Genomic DNA, 15,486 nt, shown 5'->3' on the forward strand with positions numbered 1-15,486 from the left:
TTTCAAGGCATGACCGAGACCTGGCCCGGCACGGCCTACCCCCTGGGTGCGACGTTCGACGGCACCGGCACCAACTTCGCCCTGTTCAGCGAGGTCGCCGAGCGCGTCGAGCTGTGCCTGTTCGTCCCCGACCCGGACAACGCCGGCTCCTTCACCGAGACCCGCATCGAGGTCACCGAGGTCGACGCCTACGTCTGGCACTGCTACATCCCGACCGTGCAGCCCGGCCAGCGCTACGGCTACCGCGTCCACGGCCCGTGGGACCCCACCCAGGGCCAGCGCTGCAACCCCAACAAGCTGCTCCTCGACCCCTACGCCAAGGCCACGGCCGGCGACATCGACTGGGACCAGTCGCTGTTCGCCTACAACTTCGGCGACGAGGACTCGCGCAACGACGACGACTCCGCGGCGCACATGACCCACGGCGTGGTCATCAACCCGTTCTTCGACTGGGAGGGCGACCGCCGCCTCTCCATCCCCTACAACGAGTCCTTCATCTACGAGGCACACGTCAAGGGCCTGACCCAGCTGCACCCCGACGTGCCGGAGGAGCAGCGCGGGACGTACGCCGGGCTGGCGCACCCCTCGGTCACCGCCCACCTCAAGAAGCTCGGCGTCACGGCGATCGAGCTCATGCCGGTGCACCAGTTCGTGCAGGACTCGACCCTGCTCGACCAGGGCCTGCGCAACTACTGGGGCTACAACACCCTCGCCTTCCTCGCCCCGCACGCCGACTACGCCGCGAGCACCCAGGGCCAGCAGGTCCAGGAGTTCAAGGCGATGGTCAAGGCGATGCACGCCGCCGGCATCGAGGTCATCCTCGACGTGGTCTACAACCACACCGCCGAGGGCAACCACCTCGGCCCGACGCTGAGCTTCAAGGGCATCGACAACGCGGCCTACTACCGCCTGGTCGAGGACGACCAGCGCTACTACATGGACTACACCGGCACCGGCAACACCCTCAACGTGCGCCACCCGCACTCGGTGCAGCTGATCATGGATTCGCTGCGCTACTGGGTCACCGAGATGCACGTCGACGGCTTCCGCTTCGACCTCGCCGCCACCCTGGCGCGCGAGTTCTACGACGTGGACAAGCTCTCCACCTTCTTCGAGATGGTGCAGCAGGACCCGGTCGTCAGCCAGGTCAAGCTGATCGCCGAGCCGTGGGACATCGGCCCCGGCGGCTACCAGGTCGGCGGTTTCCCGCCCCAGTGGACCGAGTGGAACGGCGCCTACCGCGACACGGTCCGCGACTTCTGGCGCGGCGAGCCGTCCCTGGGCGAGTTCGCCTCCCGGCTCTCCGGCTCCTCCGACCTCTACGAGCACTCCGGCCGTCGGCCCTTCGCCAGCATCAACTTCGTCACCGCCCACGACGGCTTCACGCTGCGCGACCTCGTCTCCTACAACGAGAAGCACAACGACGCCAACGGCGAGGACAACAACGACGGCGAGAGCCACAACCGCTCGTGGAACCACGGCGTCGAGGGCCCGACCGACGACCCCGAGATCCTCGAGGCGCGCGCCCGCGAGCAGCGCAACTTCATCGCCACGCTGCTGCTCAGCCAGGGCGTGCCGATGCTGCTGCACGGTGACGAGCTGAGCCGCACCCAGGACGGCAACAACAACACCTACGCCCAGGACAGCGAGATCAGCTGGGTGCACTGGGACGACGCCGACAAGCCGCTCATCGAGTTCACCGCGGCGGTGGCCAAGCTGCGTGCCGACCACCCGACCTTCCACCGCAAGCGGTTCTTCACCGGCAACACCGTGCGCACCGGCGATGGCGAGCGCCTCAACGACATCGTCTGGCTCGACCTCGACGGCGAGCCGATGGAGGACGACGGCTGGGGCGGCGGCAAGGCGATCGGGATGTACCTCAACGGCAACGGCATCGCCGGCAAGGACGCCCGCGGAGCGACCATCACCGACGACCACTTCCTGCTCTACTTCAACGCCGACGGCCCGGCGACGGTGACGCTTCCCGCGGAGGAGTACGCCGCGGCGTGGGACGTCGTGATCGACACCGGCGGCAACGCCGACGCCGGCCCGACGTTCGAGGCCGGGGGGACGTTCGACCTCGGCACGCACAGCCTCGTCGTGCTCCGCGAGCACTCCGAGCCCGAGGTCAGCCCGGACCACTCGGTGGCGGCATCACTTGCCGCTCGCTCGGGTACGGACGCCCCGTGACCGACGCAGAGCGAGCCGGCGGGCGCGAGCGTCGTACGCCGCACAGCACCTACCGGCTGCAGGTCAGCCAGGACTTCACGCTGTACGACGCGGCGCGGGTGCTGCCGTACCTCCACGACCTCGGCGTGGACTGGGTCTACCTCTCGCCGCTGCTGGCGTCGGAGCCCGGCAGCACCCACGGCTACGACGTCGTCGCCTTCGACCACGTCGACGAGGAGCGCGGTGGCGCGGAGGGCCTGGCCGCCGTGTCGGCCGAGGCCAAGCGCCTGGGCATGGGCGTGCTCGTGGACATCGTGCCCAACCACGTCGGCGTCGCCACGCCGTCGGAGGACCCGTGGTGGTGGGACGTGCTGAAGCTCGGCCGCGAGTCGGAGCACGCGAACGCCTTCGACGTCGACTGGGCGGCCGGCGACGGCCGCATCGTCATCCCGGTGATCGGGGACGACGACGAGGACTCCATCCGCATCGAGAAGGGCGAGGTCCGCTACCACGACCAGCGCTTCCCGCTCGCGCCCGGCACGACCACGCTCGAGGAGCAGCACTACGAGCTGGTCAACTGGCGCGCGGCCGACGACGACCTCAACTACCGCCGGTTCTTCGCGGTCAACACCCTCGCCGCCGTCCGCGTCGAGGACCCCGAGGTCTTCGCCGAGACCCACGCCGAGATCAAGCGGTGGTTCGACGAGGGCCTCGTCGACGGCCTGCGGGTCGACCACCCCGACGGCCTGCGCGACCCGAAGCGCTACCTCGACGACCTCGCCGCCCTCACCGGCGGCGCCTACGTGCTCGTCGAGAAGATCCTCGAGCCGGGGGAGGTGCTGCTCGCCGACTGGGCGACCTCGGGGACGACCGGGTACGACGCCCTCGCACTGATCGACCGCGTGCTCACCGACCCCGCCGGTGAGGCGCCGCTGACCGCGCTGGAGGACCGGCTCCGCGGCGAGCCCGTCGACTGGCACCGGATGGTGCGGGAGAACAAGCGCGCCGTCGCCGACGGGATCCTGCACTCCGAGGTCCTGCGGATCACCCGCGAGGTCGAGAAGGTGCTCGAGACGCGGGAGGAGGAGGCCGACGAGGCCTCGGTCGCCGACGCGATCGGCGAGCTCCTCGCCTGCTTCCCGGTCTACCGCTCCTACCTCCCCGAGGGACGTGACCACCTCGACCAGGCCTTCGCCGCGGCCCGGAAGAGCCGTCCCGACCTCGCCGCGACGTACGACGTTCTCGAGCCGGTGCTGCACGACGAGTGGGGCCAGCCGGCCCGGCGCTTCCAGCAGACCTCCGGCATGGTGATGGCCAAGGGCGTCGAGGACTGCTCGTTCTACCGCTGGTCGCGGCTGACGTCGCTCAACGAGGTCGGCGGCGACCCGTCCATCTTCGCGATCGGCGTCGACGACTGGCACGAGGCGATGGCCGCGCGTCAGCGCGACTGGCCCGAGGCGATGGTCACCCTCTCCACGCACGACACCAAGCGCGGTGAGGACGTCCGCGCCCGCATCACGGTGCTCGCCGAGGAGCCCGGCCACTGGGAGCGGGCGCTCGACGAGCTGCTCCGCCTCGCACCCGTCCCCGACGAGGGCTTCGGCTCGCTGCTGTGGCAGGCCGTGCTCGGCGCCTGGACGCCCGACCACCTGCCCGACCTCCGCGAGCGGCTGCACGGTTACGCCGAGAAGGCGATGCGGGAGGCCGGCGACCGGACGACGTGGACCGAGCCCGACGAGGCGTACGAGTCGCAGGTGCACGCCGCGGTCGACGCGGTCTTCGACTCCGACGACGTCCGCACCGTGCTGGTCGACCTCGCCGCGCGCATCGACGAGCCCGCGCAGGCCAACTCGCTCGCGGCCAAGCTGCTCGCGATCACGATGCCGGGCGTGCCTGACGTCTACCAGGGCAGCGAGCTCTGGGAGACCTCCCTCGTCGACCCCGACAACCGCCGCCCCGTCGACTTCGACCACCGGGCTGCGGTGCTCGCCGGCACCGCCGAGGACGACGCGGCGACCAAGCTGCACGTCACCTGCACCGCCCTGACCCTGCGGCGCGAGCGGCCGGAGCTGTTCACCGGCTACACGCCGGTCACCGCCTCCGGGTCCGCCGCGGCGCACGCGGTCGCCTTCGACCGCGGGGGTGCGATCGCCGTCGCCACTCGCCTCCCCGTGGGACTCGCCGCGACCGGCGGCTGGGGCGACACCGCCCTCGACCTGCCCGAGGGTCGGTGGCACGACGTGCTCACCGGCCTCGACACCGACGGCCGGCTCGCCACCCTGCTCGCCGTCCACCCCGTCGCCCTGCTGGTGCGGAAGGACTGACGTGACCACGCCCTCTCGGGGACCCTTCGACGTCTGGGCGCCGCGCCCGCAGCGGGTGCGCCTGCTCTGCGGCGACAACGCGGGCGGCTCGGTGCTGGAGATGCAGCGGGACGAGGCCGGCTGGTGGACCCCCGCCGAGCCGCTGCCCGGTGCTGTCGACCACCTCTACGTGGACTACGGCTACCTCGTCGACGACGACCCCGACCCGCGCCCCGACCCGCGCTCGCGCCGGCAGCCCGGCGGCGTGCACGGGCTGTCGCGGCGGGACCGGACGACGTACGAGTGGGGCGACGCCGCCTGGACCGGCCGCCAGCTCGCCGGGTCGGTGATCTACGAGCTGCACATCGGCACCTTCACCCCGGCCGGCACCCTCGACTCCGCCGTCGAGCGGCTCGACCACCTCGTCGACCTCGGCGTCGACCTCGTCGAGATGATGCCGGTCAACGCCTTCAACGGCACCCACAACTGGGGCTACGACGGCGTCGGCTGGTTCGCCGTCCACGAGCAGTACGGCGGCCCGGACGCCTACCGCCGCTTCGTCGACGCCTGCCATGCCGCCGGCCTCGGCGTGGTGCAGGACGTGGTCCACAACCACCTCGGCCCGTCGGGCAACTACCTCTCGCTCTTCGGCCCCTACCTCAAGGACGGGCGCAACACCTGGGGCGACCTGGTCAACCTCGACGGCGAGGGCTCGGCCGAGGTCCGGCGCTACATCCTCGACAACGTGCGGATGTGGTTCGAGGACTACCACGTCGACGCCCTGCGGCTCGACGCCGTGCACGCCCTGAGCGACGCCTCCGATCTCCACCTCCTCGAGGAGATGGCGGTCGAGACCGCCGCGCTCTCGGCCCACCTGCGTCGCCCGCTCACCCTGATCGCCGAGTCCGATCTCAACGACACGCTCCTCGTACGCCCACGCGAGGCCGGCGGCTACGGCCTCGACGCGCAGTGGAGCGACGACTTCCACCACGCCGTGCACGTCGCGCTCAGCGGCGAGACGGCCGGCTACTACGCCGACTTCGAGCCGCTCGAGGCGCTGGCGAAGGTGTGTGAGAAGGGGTTCTTCCACGACGGGACGTTCTCGTCGTTCCGCGACCGTGACCACGGCGTGCCCGTCGACACCGAGAAGATGCCGACGTGGCGGCTCGTGGTGGCCAACCAGAACCATGACCAGATCGGCAACCGCGCCCGCGGCGACCGGCTCGCCGAGCACCTCGACGACGACCAGCTCGCCTGCGCCGCGCTGCTGACCCTGGCCGGGCCGTTCACCCCGATGCTGTTCATGGGCGAGGAGTGGGCCGCGTCGACCCCGTTCCAGTTCTTCACCTCGCACCCGGAGCCCGAGCTGGGCAAGGCCACCGCGGCGGGTCGCATCACCGAGTTCGAGCTGATGGGCTGGGACCCGGACGAGGTCCCCGACCCCCAGGACCCCGAGACGTTCCGCCGCTCGAAGCTGGACTGGGACGAGCCGTCCGGGGGTCGCCACGCGGTGGTGCTGGAGTGCTACCGGCGACTCGGGCGGCTGCGCCGGGACCTGCCGCAGCTGACCGACCCGTCCTTCGGCTCGGTCTCGTGCACCGTCGAGGACCGGCTGTTCACCATGCGCCGCGGCGACCTGCTCGTCGTCGTCAACGCCGGCGACACGGCCACGGCGACCGAGGTGGGGGAGCGCGAGGTGCTCTTCGCGACCCCGGCCGGGGTCGACGTACGCGCCGGGGTGCTGTCGGTGCCGGCGCACGCCGGAACCCTTCTCGGACCCGTCACAACTTTCTCCTGACTGGCGGCGTCTCCCTCGTTGAACGGCCCGTTCCCGGGCCCACACGACGGGGATAGAACCATGAACCGCTTGACCGCACTGGCCGCCACCGTGGCCCTCGCCGCCGGCTCGCTGGCGCTCACCGCGCCGACGCAGGCCGCGCCTGCGAAGGCCCAGGCCTACAAGATCACCGCCAAGGCCAACCTCGAGGTCGCCGTCGCCAAGGAGGACACCGTCAAGGTCAAGGGCCGCGTGACGCCCAAGGCCGCCGGCGAGAAGGTCGTCCTGCAGCAGCGGGTGGGCAACAAGAAGACGTGGAAGTCCACGGGCAACGCCAAGATCAAGAGCAACGGCACCTACGTCCTCAAGGACAAGCCCTCGACCCAGGGCCCGCGCGAGTACCGCGTCCTCAAGCCCGCCTCGAAGGGCCTCAAGAAGGGCTACAGCAAGGCCCTGGCCGTCGAGGTCTACAAGTGGGAGAAGCTGGTCTACCGGCCCAGCGGCCCGCGCGTGAACGTCGAGCCCGCCGGCGTCCTCATCGGCGCCGAGTACTTCGGCCAGAGCCTGGCGACCACGACCTCCGGGACGCCGTCGTCGGTGGAGTACACCCTCGGTCGCAAGTGCACCGACCTGCGGGCGACGTACGCCCTCACCGACAGCTCCGCCACCGGCTCGAGCGGCGCCGTGACCGTCAGCGCCGACGGTGCCGTCCTGGCCAACCACTCGCTGTCCGTCGGCACGGTCGTCGTCGACGAGGTCCTCGACGTCTCGGACGTCTTCCGCCTCAAGGTCGACCTGGCCACCTCCGCGACCCCGGCCGCCATCGCCGCCGTCGCGACGCCCGAGGTGCTCTGCACGCGCTGACGCGCACCCGATCCGCAGCGGCGGGCACGACCGGAATCACAGGCCGGGAGTGCTCGCCGCTGCTGCTCGTCCCGCTCCTTTCGACACCCTTCCCGCGTGAGCCGTACTGTTGCTCCTTGTGGCAGGCATCGACTTCGACGTAGAGATCAAGCAGCTCCGGGCGACCATGAAGACCGTCGGTCAGGTCCTCAACCTCGACCGGATGCGCGGGGAGATCGCCGACCTGAGTGAGCAGGTGGCGGCGCCCGACCTGTGGGACGACGTCGGGAGCGCGACCCGCATCACCGGTCGCCTCTCCGCGCTGCAGGGCGAGCTCGACCGCTTCGAGAGCCTCGAGTCCCGCATCGAGGACCTCGCCCTCATGGTCGAGATGGCCCAGGAGGAGGGCGACGCCGACACGCTCGCCGACTCCGAGGCCGAGCTCGGTCGCATCAAGAAGTCCGTCGAGTCGCTCGAGATCCGCACCCTGCTGGCAGGCGAGTACGACGAGCGCGAGGCGATCGTGACGATCCGCTCGGGCGCCGGTGGCGTGGACGCCGCCGACTTCGCCGAGATGCTCATGCGGATGTACACACGCTGGGCCGAGCAGCACAAGTACGGCGTCGAGGTGTACGACGTGTCCTACGCCGAGGAGGCGGGCATCAAGTCCGCCGAGTTCGCGATCCACGCGCCCTACGCCTACGGCACCCTCTCCGTCGAGGCCGGCACCCACCGCCTGGTCCGGATCAGCCCGTTCGACAACCAGGGTCGCCGCCAGACCTCCTTCGCGGCCGTCGAGGTCGTGCCCGTGCTCGAGCAGACCGACGAGGTCGAGGTCGACGAGAACGACATCCGCACCGACGTCTTCCGCTCGGGTGGTCCCGGCGGCCAGTCGGTCAACACCACCGACTCCGCGGTCCGGCTGACGCACATCCCGACCGGCATCGTCGTCTCCTGCCAGAACGAGAAGTCGCAGCTGCAGAACAAGGCCTCCGCGATGGTCGTCCTCAAGGCCAAGCTCCTCGCCAAGAAGAAGGCCGAGGAGGCGGCGCTCAAGAAGGACCTCAAGGGCGACGTCGCCGCCAGCTGGGGTGACCAGATGCGCAACTACGTCCTCAACCCCTACCAGATCGTCAAGGACCTGCGGACCGGTCACGAGTCCGGCAACCCGAGCGCCGTGTTCGACGGCGACCTCGACGACTTCATGGAGGCCGGCATCCGCTGGCGCCGGGGAGCGGAGAAGGTCGACGCCTGAGGCCCCGGATTCGCCGATCGCCTCCACCCCTCACGTAGCCTCGACGCCGTGATTCGCTTCGAGAAGGTGACCAAGAGCTATCCCGGCCACCCCCACCCCGCGCTCGACAACGTGTCGGTCGATGTCGAGAAGGGGGAGTTCGTCTTCCTCGTGGGCTCCTCGGGGTCGGGCAAGTCGACCTTCCTGCGCCTGGTGCTCCGTGAGTACCGCCCGACCACCGGTCGGGTCTACGTGGCCGGCAAGGAGATCAACCGGCTCGCCAGCTGGAAGGTGCCGCGGCTGCGCCGCGACATCGGCACGGTGTTCCAGGACTTCCGACTCCTGCCCAACAAGACCGTGACCGAGAACGTCGCCTTCGCGCTCCAGGTGATCGGCAAGTCCCGCAAGGAGATCAAGGACGTCGTCCCCGAGACCCTCGAGCTGGTGGGCCTGAGCGGCAAGGGCGACCGGATGCCCGACGAGCTCTCCGGCGGCGAGCAGCAGCGCGTCGCCGTCGCTCGCGCGTTCGTCAACCGGCCGATGATCCTCATCGCCGACGAGCCCACCGGAAACCTCGACCCCACGACCTCGGTCGGGATCATGAAGCTCCTCGACCGGATCAACCGCACCGGCACCACGGTCGTGATGGCCACCCACGACGCCGGCATCGTCGACCAGATGCGCAAGCGCGTCATCGAGCTCGACAACGGGCACGTCGTGCGCGACCAGGCGCAGGGCGTCTACGGCCACCAGAACTGACGCCGGGCCCCGGCCCCGACCCGATCCGCCTCCCCGAACGAATCGAGACCCCCACTCCATGCAGCTGCGCTACGTCTACTCCGAGCTCGGCCAGGGCCTGCGACGCAACCTGACGATGCACCTGGCGGTGATCCTCACCCTGGTCGTCTCGCTGACGCTGGTGGGCATCGGCCTGCTGTTCCAGCAGCAGGCGACCCGGGCGGCCGAGCACTTCGGCAACCAGCTCCAGATCACGGTCTACCTGTGCCGGCTCAACGACTCCAACCCGGTCTGCCCCAACCCGGTGACCGAGGCGCAGAAGACGGAGATCGAGGCCGTGGTCGACGCCAACCCGGAGGTGGCGAGCTATCGCTTCGAGTCCGGCGAGGTGGCGCTCGAGAAGGCGAAGGAGCTCTACGGCGAGGAGCTGTTCTCCGGCGACAACCCCGCGCTGACCGCCGAGGACATGCCGCAGACGATCTGGATCACGCTCGAGGACCCGGAGCAGTACGAGGGCATCAGCAGCGCGGTCCAGGGCCTGGACGGCGTCTCGCGTGTGCGGGACCTGCGCGAACAGGTCGGACCGATCCTCGCGACCATCACCAAGATGCGGACGTACGCCCTGGGCACGGCGGCCCTGCTGGTCCTGGCGGCCCTGCTGCTGGTCGCCAACACGATCCGCCTCGCCGCCTTCGCGCGCCGCAAGGAGATCGGCATCATGCGGCTGGTGGGCGCCTCCACGCTCTACATCGCGCTGCCGTTCCTCCTCGAGGCGCTGGTCACCGCACTGATCAGCGTCGCCCTCGCAGTGGGGGCGCTGGCGGCGTTCCTGCGCTTCGCGATCGGCGACCTCCAGCAGAACCTGAGGTTCGTGCCATGGATCGGCTGGAACGAGTTCTGGCTGGCCGCCGGGGCCGTCGCGATCCTCGGTCCGCTGCTGACATTGCTCCCGACACTCGTGTTGACGCGCAAATACCTCAAAGTCTGATCGCCGGAGGTTAGCGTCTAGGCGTCCCGCCCGGCCTGGCGTCGGTAGGACACCCTTCCCCGCTTCCCCGACGCAAAGGCTTCCCCGGTGCGTACCTTCCCCCGTGCCGCTCATCGCCCTGTGGCTGCAGCTCTCGTTGCAGTCATGGCGCTGGGTGTGTCCGCTGCTCATGCCGACGACCTCAAGGACAAGAAGAACAAGGTCGAGCGTGAGCTCAAGGGCGCCCACCAGGACCTCGACGAGTCCAGTGCCCAGCTGCGCAAGGCAGCGGCCCGCCTCGACGCCGCGCAGGAGCAGCTCGGTGTCGCCAAGACCCGGCTCGCCACGGCACGCGGCAAGGTGGAGGTCGCCACCGAGCGCGACGAGCAGATGCAGGCCGAGCTGGTCGCGGCCGAGGCCGAGCTCGCCGCCGCCGAGGCCGCCCTCGCGCAGGGCCAGGTCGACCGCGACGCCCAGCGCGAGAAGGTCGCCCGCACCGTCACCGACATGTACACCGAGGGCGACCCCGAGCTGATCGCGTTCTCCTCCCTCCTCGACGCCGAGTCCACCGAGGAGCTCACCCGCCGCGACGGCGTCCGTGACGTCGTCATCGGCCAGGAGGCGCGCGAGTACGACGAGCTCAAGGCCTCGGAGGTGCTCCTCGAGGTGCGCGAGGACCAGGTCGCCGAGGCCCGCGACGCCGTGGCCGTCAAGCGCGAGGCCGCCGCCGAGCACCTCGTGCTGATGCAGTCCCTCGAGGCCGAGGAGCAGGAGGCCAAGGACTCCGTCGTCTCGCTCGTGATCGAGCGCCGCGACGCACGTGCGGGGGCCAGCGAGGCACGCTCGAAGGACCTCTCCAAGCTGCGCAAGCTCGAGAAGGAGCAGCAGCAGATCGAGGAGATGCTGCGCAGGCGCGCCCTCGCAGCCCTGCGCCGACAGCGCGCGGAGGCGCGTGCCAACGCCCGGTCTCAGGCGTCCACCCCGAGCCCGGGCCTGCTCGCCTACCCGGTCGAGGGCTACGTCACCTCGCCGTTCGGCTACCGGACCCACCCGATCTATCACTACTGGGGCCTGCACGACGGCGTGGACTTCGGCGGCGGCTGCGGCACCCCGCTGCGCGCCGCGGCGCCCGGCAAGGTCGTGTCGTCGTACTTCAGCGGCGTCTACGGCAACCGGCTGGTGATCGACCACGGGGTGCTCGGCGGCAAGGGCATCGCCACGATCTACAACCACGCCAGCGGCTACAACGTCGGCGTCGGCGACACGGTCCAGGAGGGCCAGGTCATCGGCTTCGAGGGCAGCACCGGGTGGTCGACCGGGTGCCACCTGCACTTCACCGTCATGGCCAACGGCCAGGCAGTGGACCCGATGAACTGGCTGTGATCGCCACGCTCGCGTCGCCGAACATCTGATTGGACACGCTCTGGGACAATGGACCCATGGCGAAGGAGCAGGGCCAGAAGATGGTCGCGCAGAACAAGAAGGCCCGCCACGACTACCACATCGAGGACACCTGGGAGGCCGGGCTCGTCCTCATGGGGACCGAGGTGAAGTCGCTGCGTCAGGGGCGCGCGTCGCTCGTCGACGGCTTCGCCGAGATCGACAACGGCGAGGCGTGGCTGCTGGGCGTGCACATCCCGGAGTACAGCCAGGGCACCTGGACCAACCACTCCGCCCGCCGCCGCCGCAAGCTGCTGCTCAACCGGTCCGAGATCGACAAGATCGAGCGCAAGATCACCGACAAGGGCTACACGATCGTGCCGCTCGCGCTCTACTTCAAGGACGGCCGCGCAAAGGTCGAGATCGCCCTCGCCAAGGGCAAGAAGTCCTACGACAAGCGCCACACCCTCGCCGAGCGCACCGCCAACCGGGAGAAGGTCGAGGCTGTCCAGCGGCGGCTCAAGGGCCACCGGGACTGAGGGCGCGGGCTTGACTCCCGTCGACTTCGCCGAGGCCCTCGGCCTGCCGGGCCTGATCGACCTGCACACCCACTTCCTGCCGCCGCGGGTGATGGCCAAGGTCCGGGCGCAGTTCGACGCCGCCGGGCCGCTGATCGGTCGGCCGTGGCCGCTGCACTACCGCGACGAGGACGACGCGCTCGTCGAGGTGCTCCGCTCCTACGGCGTACGCCGCTTCACCGCGCTGCCCTACGCCCACAAGCCCGGCATGGCCGAGTTCCTCAACGACTGGGCGGCCGGGTTCGTGGAGCGGGTGCCCGAGGCCGCGGTGTGCGGCACGTTCTTCCCCGAGCCAGGCGTGTCGGCGTACGTCGCCACCCGCACCCTCACGGTCGAGGTCTGGAAGGTGCACGTGCAGGTCGGGGCGTTCGACGTCACCGACCCGCTGCTCGACGAGGCGTGGGGCGTCGTCGCCGACGCCGGGACGCCGGTGGTGCTGCACGCCGGCAGCGGCCCCGTGCCGACCGAGCACACCGGTCCCGGGCCGGTGGGGGAGCTGCTGGCGCGCCACCCGGGGCTGCGGCTGGTGATCGCGCACGCCGGAGCGCCGGAGTACGCCGAGTTCCTGACGCTGGCTGAGTCCCACGAGCGGGTCGCGCTCGACACCACGATGGCCTTCACGCCGTTCTTCGAGGAGATGGGCGGCGCCTACCCGCCCGACCTGCTGCCCCGGCTGCGCGACCTCGGGTTGGCCGGGAAGGTCCACCTCGGCAGCGACTTCCCCAACATCCCCTACCCCTACGTCGTCCAGCTCGAGGCGCTGACCCGGTTGGGACTGGGGGAGGAGTGGCTGCGCGCCGTGTGCTGGGACAGCTCGGCCGCCCTCCTCGGCTGAGGCTCGTACCCGGACCTTGCGCCGCCCAGCGGTGCGCCACCCACATCTCCGGCCGTCGGATTGTGGCTGGGCCACCGCTCCTGGACTGGACCAGTCGCCGACTCGTCGCGAGGACTCTTGACGAGGGATATGTAAGTGCGCTGAACTAACTAATGTGACACCGCACACACCGGTCGGCCGCCCGCTCCGTCCCCGGGGCAAGCTGCTCCAGGAGGACGCCCGCCGCCACCACCGCTCGCTGCTGCTCCAGCAGCTGTTCCGGGAGGGCCCGGCGAGCCGCGCCGACCTGGCGCGTTCGAGCGGCCTGACCCGGGTCACGGTGTCCGACCTGGTGGGGGAGATGCTCGCCGAGGGCTTCCTGGCCGAGCTGGGCGCGCCCGCCGAGTCGCGGGTCGGCAAGCCGCCGACGCTGGTCGGCCTCGCCCCCGACTCCCACCACATCATCGGCCTGGACCTCTCCGAGACCGACCGCATGTCCGGCGCGGTCGTCAACCTCGCCGGCACCGTCCGGGCGCGGCACGAGGTGCACCTCGACGGCGCGGAGGGGGAGCGGGCGGTCGAGCTCGTCCTGGCCCTCGCCTCCCAGCTCATGACGATGACGGACCGCCCGGTCCTGGGCGTCGGCGTCGGCAGCCCCGGCGTCGTCGACGCGAACGGCACCGTCGTCGACGCACCCAACCTCGCGTGGACCGATGTCCCGCTCGCCGCCCGGCTCGCCGAGACGCTCGACGTGCCGGTGTTCGTCGCCAACGACGCCAACACCGCCGTCCTCGGCGAGCACACCTTCGGTGAGTCCGGCGACGGCGGGCTGATGGTCCTGCGGGTCGGCACCGGTGTCGGCGCGGGCCTCGTCCTCGGCGGGTCGCTGCTCCACGGCCACCTCGGCGCAGCGGGCGAGATCGGCCACGTCGTGGTCGACCCCGAGGGTGAGCGGTGCGCCTGCTCGCGCACGGGCTGCCTCGAGACGTTGCTCGCGGCGCCACGGCTGCGGCGTCGGGTCGGTGAGCCCGGAGTGGACGGCCCCGCCGTGCTCGCCGAGGTCGGCACCCGGCTGGGCGAGGTGCTGGCGCCGGTCGTCGCCGCGCTCAACCTCCACGAGATCGTGCTGAGCGGCCCCGCGGAGCTGCTCGACGGACCGCTGCTCGACGCGGCGGACCGGACCATCCGCGAGCGGACCATGCCGATCAGCTCGACAGGGCTGGCCGTCCGCACCTCCAAGCTCGGCGAGGACGTCGTGGTCGTGGGAGCGGCCGTGCTCGTGCTCGCCGGGGAGCTGGGCGTCTCGTGAGCCCCTTGCACCCCTACTTGGGAACCCACTGGAAGATCGATGGAAGGAACACTGTGGTGCGCATCAAGAAGTCCTTGACCGGGGTGGCGGTCGCCGCACTCGCGCTGACGACGCTCGCCGCGTGCGGCAGCGATGACGACGGCTCGTCCACCGACGACGACGGCGGCGCCGAGTCGGCCGACATCCGCGTCTGGCTCAACGGCACGGACACTCCGCAGGAGGCCCGCGACTGGTTGAAGAAGACCTTCGAGGAGGACAACCCGGGGTCCACGCTGACCATCGAGCAGCAGGAGTGGGACGGCCTCGTCGAGAAGCTCACCACCGCGCTCTCCAGCGAGTCCGAGACCCCCGACGTGGTGGAGATCGGCAACACCCAGGCGCCGACGTTCACCTCGGCGGGTGCGTTCTCACCGCTCACCGACGAGCTCGACGACCTCGGCGGCGACGACCTGCTGCCCGGGTTCGTCGAGGGTGCGACGGTCGACGGCGAGACGTACGCCGTGCCGTACTACGCCGGCTCGAAGTACATCTTCTACCGCAAGGACCTCTTCGAGAAGTCCGGCCTCGAGGTCCCCACGACGCTCGAGGAGTTCGTCCAGGCGGCCGCCACGCTGAAGAAGGACAACCCCAAGCCGGCCAACTTCTCCGGCTTCTGGTTCCCCGGGCAGGACTGGCGCAACGGCGCGGCCTTCGTGTGGTCCGCCGGCGGCGACCTCGCCGTGGATGACGGTGGCGAGTGGACCGGTTCGCTGTCGTCGCCCGAGTCCGTGGCGGGCCTGGAGATGGCCCAGCAGCTCTTCACCGAGTCGTCGGGGGCGCCCAAGGACGGCAACGAGGCCGACCCGTGGACGCCGTTCTGCGCAGGCGAGGTCGGCATGATGTCGACGCCCGGCTGGGTGAAGGGGCTCCTCGAGGACCCCGAGACCGGCTGCCCCGACGGCCACGCCAAGCAGGTCGGCGTCTTCGCGCTGCCCGGCCCGGACGGCGAGCCCGCGCCCGTGCTGCTCGGCGGCTCCGACATCGCCATCGCGGCCAAGTCGGCCAACCAGGACCTCGCCCAGGAGGCGGTCGAGCTCATGCTCAGCGAGGACTACCAGACGCTGATGGCCGAGGCCGGCCTCACGCCTGCCCGCACGTCGCTCGCCTCGCTGCTCGGTGACGACGAGTACGCCGAGGCCACCGTGGCCGCGGCGTCGAACGCCAAGCTCACGCCGGCCGCGCCGGGCTGGGCCACGGTCGAGGGCTCACGGGCCCTGGAGGACCTCTTCAGCGCCATCGCCCAGGGCGGCGACGTGGAGGAGCTCGCAGCGAAGACCGACGAGCAGATGAACAGCCAGCTCAACGGCTGAGGCTCGACGACCACCGGTGGGGGCG

12 protein-coding genes are annotated in these 15,486 nt (G+C 70.7%); all 12 read left to right on the forward strand.

From position 1 onward, the window contains the following. Positions 1-9 precede the first annotated feature (9 nt). Complete coding sequence (gene glgX, locus JOD65_RS08730; RefSeq protein WP_191196359.1) at positions 10-2,190, forward strand: glycogen debranching protein GlgX; 2,181 nt, start codon at positions 10-12, stop codon at positions 2,188-2,190. Continuing rightward, on the forward strand, positions 2,187-4,493 hold the full coding sequence (gene treY, locus JOD65_RS08735; protein WP_191196360.1) for a malto-oligosyltrehalose synthase: 2,307 nt from the start codon (positions 2,187-2,189) through the stop codon (positions 4,491-4,493). Before glgX ends, treY begins: the two co-directional genes overlap by 4 nt. 1 nt (position 4,494) lies before the next feature. Further along, positions 4,495-6,270 (forward strand): malto-oligosyltrehalose trehalohydrolase, encoded by a 1,776-nt coding sequence (treZ, locus tag JOD65_RS08740; protein WP_191196361.1) that lies wholly within the window; start codon positions 4,495-4,497, stop codon positions 6,268-6,270. 60 nt (positions 6,271-6,330) lie between these two features. Beyond that, positions 6,331-7,113, forward strand: coding sequence for a hypothetical protein (locus tag JOD65_RS08745; protein WP_191196362.1), 783 nt, complete (start codon positions 6,331-6,333; stop codon positions 7,111-7,113). Between the two features lie 118 nt (positions 7,114-7,231). Next, positions 7,232-8,347 carry a peptide chain release factor 2 gene (gene prfB / locus JOD65_RS08750; RefSeq protein ID WP_191196363.1) on the forward strand — a complete coding sequence of 372 codons (1,116 nt, stop codon included), beginning with the start codon at positions 7,232-7,234 and terminating at the stop codon, positions 8,345-8,347. Between the two features lie 48 nt (positions 8,348-8,395). Next, entirely contained in the window at positions 8,396-9,085 is a 690-nt protein-coding gene (gene ftsE, locus JOD65_RS08755; RefSeq protein WP_191196364.1) for a cell division ATP-binding protein FtsE, read from the forward strand. Positions 9,086-9,143: 58 nt separating this feature from the next. Beyond that, positions 9,144-10,052: a permease-like cell division protein FtsX gene (gene ftsX, locus JOD65_RS08760; protein WP_191196365.1), complete on the forward strand. Its 909-nt coding sequence runs from the start codon at positions 9,144-9,146 to the stop codon at positions 10,050-10,052. 144 nt (positions 10,053-10,196) lie between these two features. Next, positions 10,197-11,414 carry a M23 family metallopeptidase gene (locus JOD65_RS08765; protein ID WP_191196366.1) on the forward strand — a complete coding sequence of 406 codons (1,218 nt, stop codon included), beginning with the start codon at positions 10,197-10,199 and terminating at the stop codon, positions 11,412-11,414. A 56-nt stretch (positions 11,415-11,470) separates the two neighbouring features. Beyond that, positions 11,471-11,950 carry an SsrA-binding protein SmpB gene (smpB, locus tag JOD65_RS08770; protein ID WP_191196367.1) on the forward strand — a complete coding sequence of 160 codons (480 nt, stop codon included), beginning with the start codon at positions 11,471-11,473 and terminating at the stop codon, positions 11,948-11,950. A 10-nt stretch (positions 11,951-11,960) separates the two neighbouring features. Then, positions 11,961-12,824 carry an amidohydrolase family protein gene (locus tag JOD65_RS08775; RefSeq protein WP_224747947.1) on the forward strand — a complete coding sequence of 288 codons (864 nt, stop codon included), beginning with the start codon at positions 11,961-11,963 and terminating at the stop codon, positions 12,822-12,824. A gap of 154 nt (positions 12,825-12,978) precedes the next feature. Next, entirely contained in the window at positions 12,979-14,112 is a 1,134-nt protein-coding gene (locus tag JOD65_RS08780; protein ID WP_191196368.1) for an ROK family transcriptional regulator, read from the forward strand. Between the two features lie 56 nt (positions 14,113-14,168). Then, the gene (locus JOD65_RS08785) at positions 14,169-15,461 is read left to right on the forward strand and encodes an extracellular solute-binding protein (protein ID WP_204811048.1); all 1,293 of its coding nucleotides are present in this window, start codon (positions 14,169-14,171) and stop codon (positions 15,459-15,461) included. Positions 15,462-15,486 lie beyond the last annotated feature (25 nt).

This window comes from Nocardioides cavernae (genome assembly GCF_016907475.1).
Classification (GTDB): Bacteria; Actinomycetota; Actinomycetes; order Propionibacteriales; family Nocardioidaceae; genus Nocardioides; species Nocardioides cavernae.

Coding starts and splice junctions, on each gene's coding strand:
- glgX (WP_191196359.1), top strand. CDS start 10: ATGACCGAGACCTGGCCCGGCACGGCCTACCCCCTGGGTGCGACGTTC.
- JOD65_RS08745 (WP_191196362.1), top strand. CDS start 6,331: ATGAACCGCTTGACCGCACTGGCCGCCACCGTGGCCCTCGCCGCCGGC.
- ftsX (WP_191196365.1), top strand. CDS start 9,144: ATGCAGCTGCGCTACGTCTACTCCGAGCTCGGCCAGGGCCTGCGACGC.
- JOD65_RS08765 (WP_191196366.1), top strand. CDS start 10,197: ATGGCGCTGGGTGTGTCCGCTGCTCATGCCGACGACCTCAAGGACAAG.
- smpB (WP_191196367.1), top strand. CDS start 11,471: ATGGCGAAGGAGCAGGGCCAGAAGATGGTCGCGCAGAACAAGAAGGCC.